7 protein-coding genes are annotated in these 6834 nt (G+C 48.4%); 4 read left to right on the forward strand and 3 right to left on the reverse strand.

What is annotated here, in order from left to right:
• From AC1WIP_RS09210 to AC1WIP_RS09225, 4 genes are all read left to right on the forward strand, one after another.
• The coding region (locus AC1WIP_RS09210) for a helix-turn-helix transcriptional regulator (protein WP_481141565.1) at positions 1 to 1087 on the forward strand (1087 nt) is incomplete at its 5' end.
• Between the two features lie 170 nt (positions 1088 to 1257).
• A complete protein-coding gene (locus AC1WIP_RS09215) occupies positions 1258 to 3150 on the forward strand; it encodes a heparinase II/III domain-containing protein (protein WP_481141566.1) in 1893 nt (630 codons plus the stop codon).
• Positions 3151 to 3269: 119 nt separating this feature from the next.
• Positions 3270 to 4601 (forward strand): putative ABC transporter permease, encoded by a 1332-nt coding sequence (locus AC1WIP_RS09220; RefSeq protein WP_481141567.1) that lies wholly within the window; start codon positions 3270 to 3272, stop codon positions 4599 to 4601.
• A 33-nt stretch (positions 4602 to 4634) separates the two neighbouring features.
• On the forward strand, positions 4635 to 5153 hold the full coding sequence (locus AC1WIP_RS09225) for a 3H domain-containing protein (RefSeq protein ID WP_481141568.1): 519 nt from the start codon (positions 4635 to 4637) through the stop codon (positions 5151 to 5153).
• A gap of 16 nt (positions 5154 to 5169) precedes the next feature.
• Here the strand turns inward: AC1WIP_RS09225 and AC1WIP_RS09230 are convergent, their stop codons facing one another.
• The 3 genes from AC1WIP_RS09230 to aguB all read right to left on the reverse strand — a co-directional run.
• On the reverse strand, positions 5170 to 5607 hold the full coding sequence (locus AC1WIP_RS09230) for a HEPN domain-containing protein (RefSeq protein WP_481141569.1): 438 nt from the start codon (positions 5605 to 5607) through the stop codon (positions 5170 to 5172).
• Positions 5597 to 5947 (reverse strand): nucleotidyltransferase family protein, encoded by a 351-nt coding sequence (locus AC1WIP_RS09235; protein WP_318704361.1) that lies wholly within the window; start codon positions 5945 to 5947, stop codon positions 5597 to 5599. Before AC1WIP_RS09235 ends, AC1WIP_RS09230 begins: the two co-directional genes overlap by 11 nt.
• A 104-nt stretch (positions 5948 to 6051) precedes the next feature.
• Positions 6052 to 6834: N-carbamoylputrescine amidase (aguB, locus tag AC1WIP_RS09240; protein ID WP_481141570.1), on the reverse strand; the 783-nt coding region annotated here is incomplete at its 5' end.

The following is a 6834-nucleotide window of genomic DNA, read 5'->3' on the forward strand; positions in this document are numbered from 1 at the left end:
GTATGTATGCTGCTACGGAGAAATGACCAGTCCCCAGGCGGAGCAGCTTCCCAGGGAAAAACAGATTTCCCTGTTTGTTTCCTCTATGCAGATGATACGGGAGCTGGCGGCAAAATATATGCCTTGCTATGCCCTTTCTCTGGATATCCGGCATTTTGCCCTGATTTTCTGCTATAGCACAATATCCGAAAGCTGCCGGGAGAGCAAGGACTATGGGAGGAATATCCAGGGTATTCTTTCCGGAATCAGCACAACCTTGGAAAAATACTACAATGTCTCCTTTCACTGCGGCATCGGCAGCCTGACGGACTCGCCTCAGGGCATCAGCGACTCCTATCAGTATTCCAGACAGGCCTGTCTTATGGCTGACGCTTCCCGCCCCTTTTCCTTTTTTGAGGACTGTCTGAAGGAGGATTCCTATCACAGCTCCTTTAATATCAGCTTGTTTAAGCAGGAGCTGACCAGGGCCTTTGAAGAATACGATCCGGAAATTCTGCAAAAGACCATAGACGATATCTGCGGACTGTTTGCCCTCCATCCCAGCTGCTATGTTCAGGCTCTGGATGCGGCATGCAATATCCTCTATCTGTCTATCTCCCTGCTTCAGAACGGCGAATCCATTTTGTCCGAATTTTTCAAGGACAATCCAGAGGGATACCGCTCCATCTACAAGCAGACAAGCGTGGATCAGGTCATAAACTGGCTGCAGTCCTTCAGCCGGCAAATGTGTCAGCTTTTTAAGGACCGCCGCCGTGATTATAAAAACCATATTGTGGCCAATGTAAAAAAGTACATCAATGAACATGTAAGAGAACGGCTTTCCTTAAACGAGGTAGCCGCCGTGTTCGGAATCAGCCCCAATTATTTAAGCCAGCTTTTCGGAAAGTATAATGAGACCGGCTTTTCCGAATATGTAAATTCCTGCAAAATCAGGGAGAGCAAAAAGCTTTTGCAGGAGGGGCGCCTTAAGGTATACGAGATTGCTGAGATGCTGGGCTTTGAGAGCGCCTTTTATTTCAGCAAGGTATTTAAAAAGCTGGAGGGCATGTCCCCCACTGAATACCTGAATGCCCAATATAGACAGTAGAAATAAGTAATTGCGAGACGAACGGCAAAGGCACGAAACTGGTCATAATAACCAGAAACGGGTTCCAAAGCAGTGGCTAGTCACCCTTATTTTGGTTATTATACTCAGTTTCTGATACCAGGAATCCAGTTTTGCAATTACCTGAATCTAAATAAAAGGAGAGATATATTATGGAAAACAAGTGCAGTCAGGCTGCTTCTCTTTTTTTGGATGCTTTATCCAAAAATAGGGCAAAGGGGAAGGATGAGAGTCTTCTCAAGGCATTTTCCCCTTTTTCGACCGCCTCAGACAGGTCAGCCTATCAGAGACTTCCGCAGGAAATCCAGCGCAAAATTATACAGGAGGGAGAGGCTTGCCTATCCTTTGCTTATCCTCCCATCCGGGCTACGGATTATATGAGCTTTAAGAGAACCGGCAGCCGGGCCGTCTATGAGGGACCCTATTTCTCCAGGCGCAGGGCCCTAAACAGCCTTGTGCTTGCAGAATGCGCAGAGGGAGAAGGCCGCTTTTTGGACGATATTATCAACGGCATCTATGCCCTGTGCGAGGAAAGCGCCTGGCAGATTCCGCCCCACAACAGCTATATCCGGGACAGTGAACAATTTATTCTGCCGGATCCCCAAAGACCTGTGTTGGATTTATTTGCCTGTGAAACCGGGGCCCAGCTTTCCTGTATTTTATATCTGCTCTCCGAACAGCTTGATGAAGTCAGTCCTTTCATTACAAAAAGAATTCACAAGGAGCTGGAGGAAAGGATTCTTAGACCCTATCTCACGGAGCATTTCTGGTGGATGGGAAGAGACGGGGAGGAAATGTGCAACTGGACCGTGTGGTGTACCCAGAATGTGCTGATTACTGCCTTTTTGGCAGATTTTCCTGAGCAGACCAGGCTTGAGGTTTTGAAAAAGGCCGCTTTAAGCTGCGACTATTTTCTTGCAGGCTACGGTGAGGACGGCTGCTGCGACGAGGGCGCCCACTATTACCGCCATGCGGGGCTGTGCCTGTTTTGCGCCTTAGACATTCTGGATCAGGTCACAGGCGGCTTTTTTGCCCCTCTGTTTCAATGGGAAAAAATAAAAAATATTGCCTCCTATATTTTAAATGTCCATGTGGAGGACAACTGCTATTTTAACTTTTCCGACTGCTCCGCCAGGCCGGGATATGCGGGAGCCAGAGAGTATCTTTTCGGAAAATACACCGGCCAGCGTCCCTTAATGCTCTTTGGCGCCAGGGATTTTGGCAAATCAGGCTTCGCTCTTTACAATGACGAGGGCAACAGCCTCTATTACAGACTGCAGACCGCCTTCTGCTCCCAGGAGATGATAGATTTTGCCCGGGAAAATCCCGCAGACCTTCCCCCTGAGGATGTATTTTACCCCAGTGTGGGACTGTTTGTGGCAAGAAGCCCCTTGTTTTCCCTGGCGGTAAAGGCCGGTGACAACGCAGACAGCCACAATCACAATGATACGGGCAGTTTCATCCTCTACAAACAGGGAAATCCTCTGTTTGTGGACATTGGCGTGGAAAGCTATACAAAGAAAACCTTCTCCGAAAGACGCTATGAAATCTGGACCATGCAGTCCTGCTATCACAATCTTCCCACCATAGACGGGCTGGATCAAAGGGATGGAGCCGCCTTCCGGGCCACCCAGGTGAAGACTGCCTTTGATCAGGATAAGGCCTCCATCTCCATGGAGCTTTCCGAGGCATATCCTTTTTCGGAAAATGCCTGCCCTGCCAGGGACGGCGCCTCCCCCTCCTACGTGCGGAAGGTGATTCTGTGGAAAAAGGAAAATAAGATAGAGCTGACAGACTGCACCAACTGTGAAAATGTCACCTTAAATCTCATTACCTACCATGCTCCTTCTGTCAAAATGAATTCTGGGGATTGCGGAGAAATTGTTTTTGAAGAAATTGCCTGCGCCTCTTTCCGGGGAGCAGAGCTTTTCGCCATTGATACGCTCCCAGTCACGGACCCCAAGCTTAAAGCCTCCTGGGACCACGATCTGTACCGAATCCGCCTTACCCTCACAGGAGGACAGTTTGATCTCTGCATCCAGTAGGCAAACCCTCCCTGCGGTCTGTCCCGTCTTTACTTTTCGGCCCAGCCTGTGGTATGATGATTGGCAAAGCAGTATATAATGATTCTTATATTTATTAGCTAAAGAGAAGGGAACCTGACATGACTTATAACTTGCTGCAAATTTCCTGGCTGTTTTTTATCTATTCCTTTGCAGGCTGGTGCATTGAAGTATGCGCCGCTGCCTTGCAGCGCCGGAAATTCGTCAACCGGGGCTTCGTAAACAGCCCCCTGTGCCCCATCTATGGCTTTGGCTCAGCGCTGTTTGCCATTTTTCTGCCGGAGCTTACGGAAAATCCGTTCTTCCTGTTTCTGGGAGGAATGCTTATCGCCGCAGTTTTGGAATACCTTACAGGCCTTGCCCTGGAAAAAATATTTCATCAAAAGCTGTGGGATTATTCACATATCCGCTTTAACATAGGGGGCTATATCTGTCTGCGGTATTGTCTCCTCTGGGGAATTTTGGCAGTGGTCACCATGCTGTTTGTGAATCCTCTGCTGTGTTCCCTGCTGAATCTGATACCGGAGTTTCTGGCCGCGGTGCTTTTATGGGTGCTCTGGGGACTGCTGGCAGTGGATTTTATTCCCACCGCCATTTCCGTGCTGGGAATGAAATCCAGAGCCAGACGGCTGTCTCAGCTCACAGAAGGTATGCAGGAAACCTCAAGGCTGTTGGAAAATGCTCTGACCAAGCGGGTGCAGTCCCGTATGCAGAAGTCTTTTCCCGCCATCAATCCCCAGGCTGCCGCAGCCAAACGGGAGAAGTCACAGGTTTTCGCCCAGGGCTGCAGCTTTTATAAGCTGTTCTGCCTGTTTTTCATAGGCTCCTTTCTGGGAGACATCGTGGAAACCATCTTCTGCTATATCACCGCAGGAGAGCTTATGAGCCGAAGCAGTGTAGTTTACGGTCCCTTCAGCATTGTCTGGGGACTGGCCTGCGCACTGCTGACAGGACTTCTCTACCGCTATAAAGACAAGAGCGACGGATACATTTTTGCTGCAGGCACTCTTTTGGGCGGCGCTTATGAATATATCTGCAGCGTCTTTACGGAGCTGGTATTTGGCACCATCTTTTGGGACTACAGCAGCTATACCTTCAACCTGGGTGGACGCATCAACCTGCTGTTTTGTTTTTTCTGGGGAATTGCCGCCGTTGTGTGGCTAAAGCTCCTCTATCCCCGCCTGTCCGCCCTGATCGAGAAGCTGCCCAAGCGCTTTGGCACCATTCTGTGTAATTTTTTGATTGTATTTATGGTATTTAACATGGCTATATCTGCAGCCGCCCTTGCACGGTATACGGACAGAAACACACCAAAACCTGCCGCAGGGCAGAATGTCTCCTCTGCTGCCCAGGCTGTGAACAGCTTTTTAGACAGCCATTTTCCGGACGAGCGGATGGAGCGTATTTATCCCAATGCGAAAATCGTAAATTAACGGGAAGTCATCAGATAACAGGGAGGAATTTCCATGAATGACGCAGCGTTTAGAAGAAAAAGAATTCTGGAATATTTAAGCAGCAAGGCAGAGCCTGTAAACGGCTCCCAGCTGGCAGGGCACTTCGGCGTAAGCCGCCAGATTATCGTACAGGATGTGGCTATTCTCAGGGCCGAGAACCGCAATATCCTCTCCACCAACAAAGGCTATATGCTCTTTCATCCCCAGGATATGCGCAAGGGCTGCACCGCTGTCATCGCTGTAAAGCACACCGCAGAAGAAACCCTGGATGAAATGCGTTCTATTGTGGACTTTGGCGGCAGTATGCTGGACGTGTTTATTGATCACGACCTCTACGGACAAATCCGGGTAGACCTTGTGATCAATGATATCCAGGACGCCCAGGAATTCTGCACCCGGCTGTCCCAGAGCAGCTCAAAGCCCTTAAAGGCTCTGACGGAAGATCTCCATTATCATACCATAAAAGCTCCCTCCGAAAAGGCCCTGGGCCTGATTCGTCAGGAGCTTAAGGAAAAGGGAATTCTGCTGTAGCTGACACCCAGAACCGTCAATTTCTACGTTTTCTATCAACAGAATCGTTTTCCGCCATATTTCCCTTCTTTTGTATATATTCTTCTACCGTTTTCACAAATGTTTCCGCATGTGAAAGCTGAATAGCAGAGTCCTCTTTTGATGCCAGAAAAAAATCCGAGTAATCACATTTTTCCCGTATTCGGTATGCCCCGTCAATGATCTTATATATATCACGATCAAATTCTCCAGTATGCACAAAATATTGGTTAAAATGGGCAATAACAGAGCTGTGCTTTGATGCATCAAATCCATCTAAAATATTCACCGCACGAATTCCATGAAAAATCGCATAATAGGAACGGTTAATTGATGCTTTAAACAGCCCGGAATCATGATCCACTCTTGCTGCCTGCAGATCTTCTCTGGAACGTTCCAGCCTGTATCTGCACAATGTTTGGATATCAAGCTGCATAAACCACAACGCCTTCCTTATCCACATTTTTATAGAACGGGGAAATTGTTCTCCACTCCATGTACTCCTGATATTTTACATCAATTATAGAAAATACTCTCAGGTATTTAAGCGCCAGATCAGTAGATACATCGCTGAGCTTTTCGTCGTATTTCCGCAGTTCCGAGTCCGTACCATCCACCAGAACCATTATATCCACATCTGAATCCTTTGTCTGCGTTCCTCGGGCAACTGAGCCATATAAAATCACCGCTTTTAGACGTTTTCCATATACCCGGTGAAGAAGTTCCGCCATTTCCTGTAAAATTTCTCTTAACTTTTCGTCCTTAATCTTATCCACAGCATCAACCTCCCAATCCTAATGGCAATAAATCTTTCAGTCATAGTATACCACAGAATTTTCCGCTTATCTATTAGAATCAAGGCTTTTGGGGTATCCGCCTTCTATCTGCAGATTTCTTTATACATCTTTGGCCTTCTGTCCCGGAAAAGCCCCCATTCAAACCGAAGCTTCTCAATGCTCTCAAGATCAAAGGAATGAAGGAGTATCTTCTCCTTTGTCCGGTCCCCTTCCGAGAGAATCTCCCCTGTTTCGTCCGTAATAAAAGAGGAACCATAGAATACAAGGCTGGAGGACTGATTGTTGTTCTCCCTGGTGGGAAGCACCGTTTCCTCCCCGATGCGGTTTGCCGCAATCACAGGCATCACGTTTGCCGCCGCATGTCCCTGCATACAGCGCCGCCAGTGGGGCATGCTGTCGCATCCGATAATCGGCTCGGAGCCTATAGCCGTGGGATACAAGAGAAGCTGGGCGCCCATCAGCGCCATACACCTTGCAGCTTCCGGAAACCATTGATCCCAGCAGATGCCCACTCCAATTCTGGCGTAGGCGGTGTCCCACACCTGAAATCCTGTGTCTCCCGGCGTGAAATAGAATTTCTCCTGATAGAAATGATCATCCGGAATATGCGTTTTGCGGTAGATACCCAAAATTGTGCCATCCGCGTCGATCACCGCCACCGAATTAAAGGTGGTATTCCCGCTTTTCTCAAAAAAGCTTATGGGCAGCACTACCTTCAGCTCGGAAGCCACCTTCTGAAAGTGGCGTACCGCAGGATTTTCCTCCGCCGGATAGGCCAGCTCATAGGAAGCATATTTTTTTTCCTGGCAGAAATACCAGGTTTCAAACAGCTCCGGCAGCAGAATGATCTGCGCCCCATCCTCCGC

It is taken from the genome of Acetatifactor sp., from assembly GCF_982438285.1.

Coding starts and splice junctions, on each gene's coding strand:
- AC1WIP_RS09215 (WP_481141566.1), top strand. CDS start 1,258: ATGGAAAACAAGTGCAGTCAGGCTGCTTCTCTTTTTTTGGATGCTTTA.
- AC1WIP_RS09220 (WP_481141567.1), top strand. CDS start 3,270: ATGACTTATAACTTGCTGCAAATTTCCTGGCTGTTTTTTATCTATTCC.
- AC1WIP_RS09225 (WP_481141568.1), top strand. CDS start 4,635: ATGAATGACGCAGCGTTTAGAAGAAAAAGAATTCTGGAATATTTAAGC.
- AC1WIP_RS09230 (WP_481141569.1), bottom strand. CDS start 5,607: ATGCAGCTTGATATCCAAACATTGTGCAGATACAGGCTGGAACGTTCC.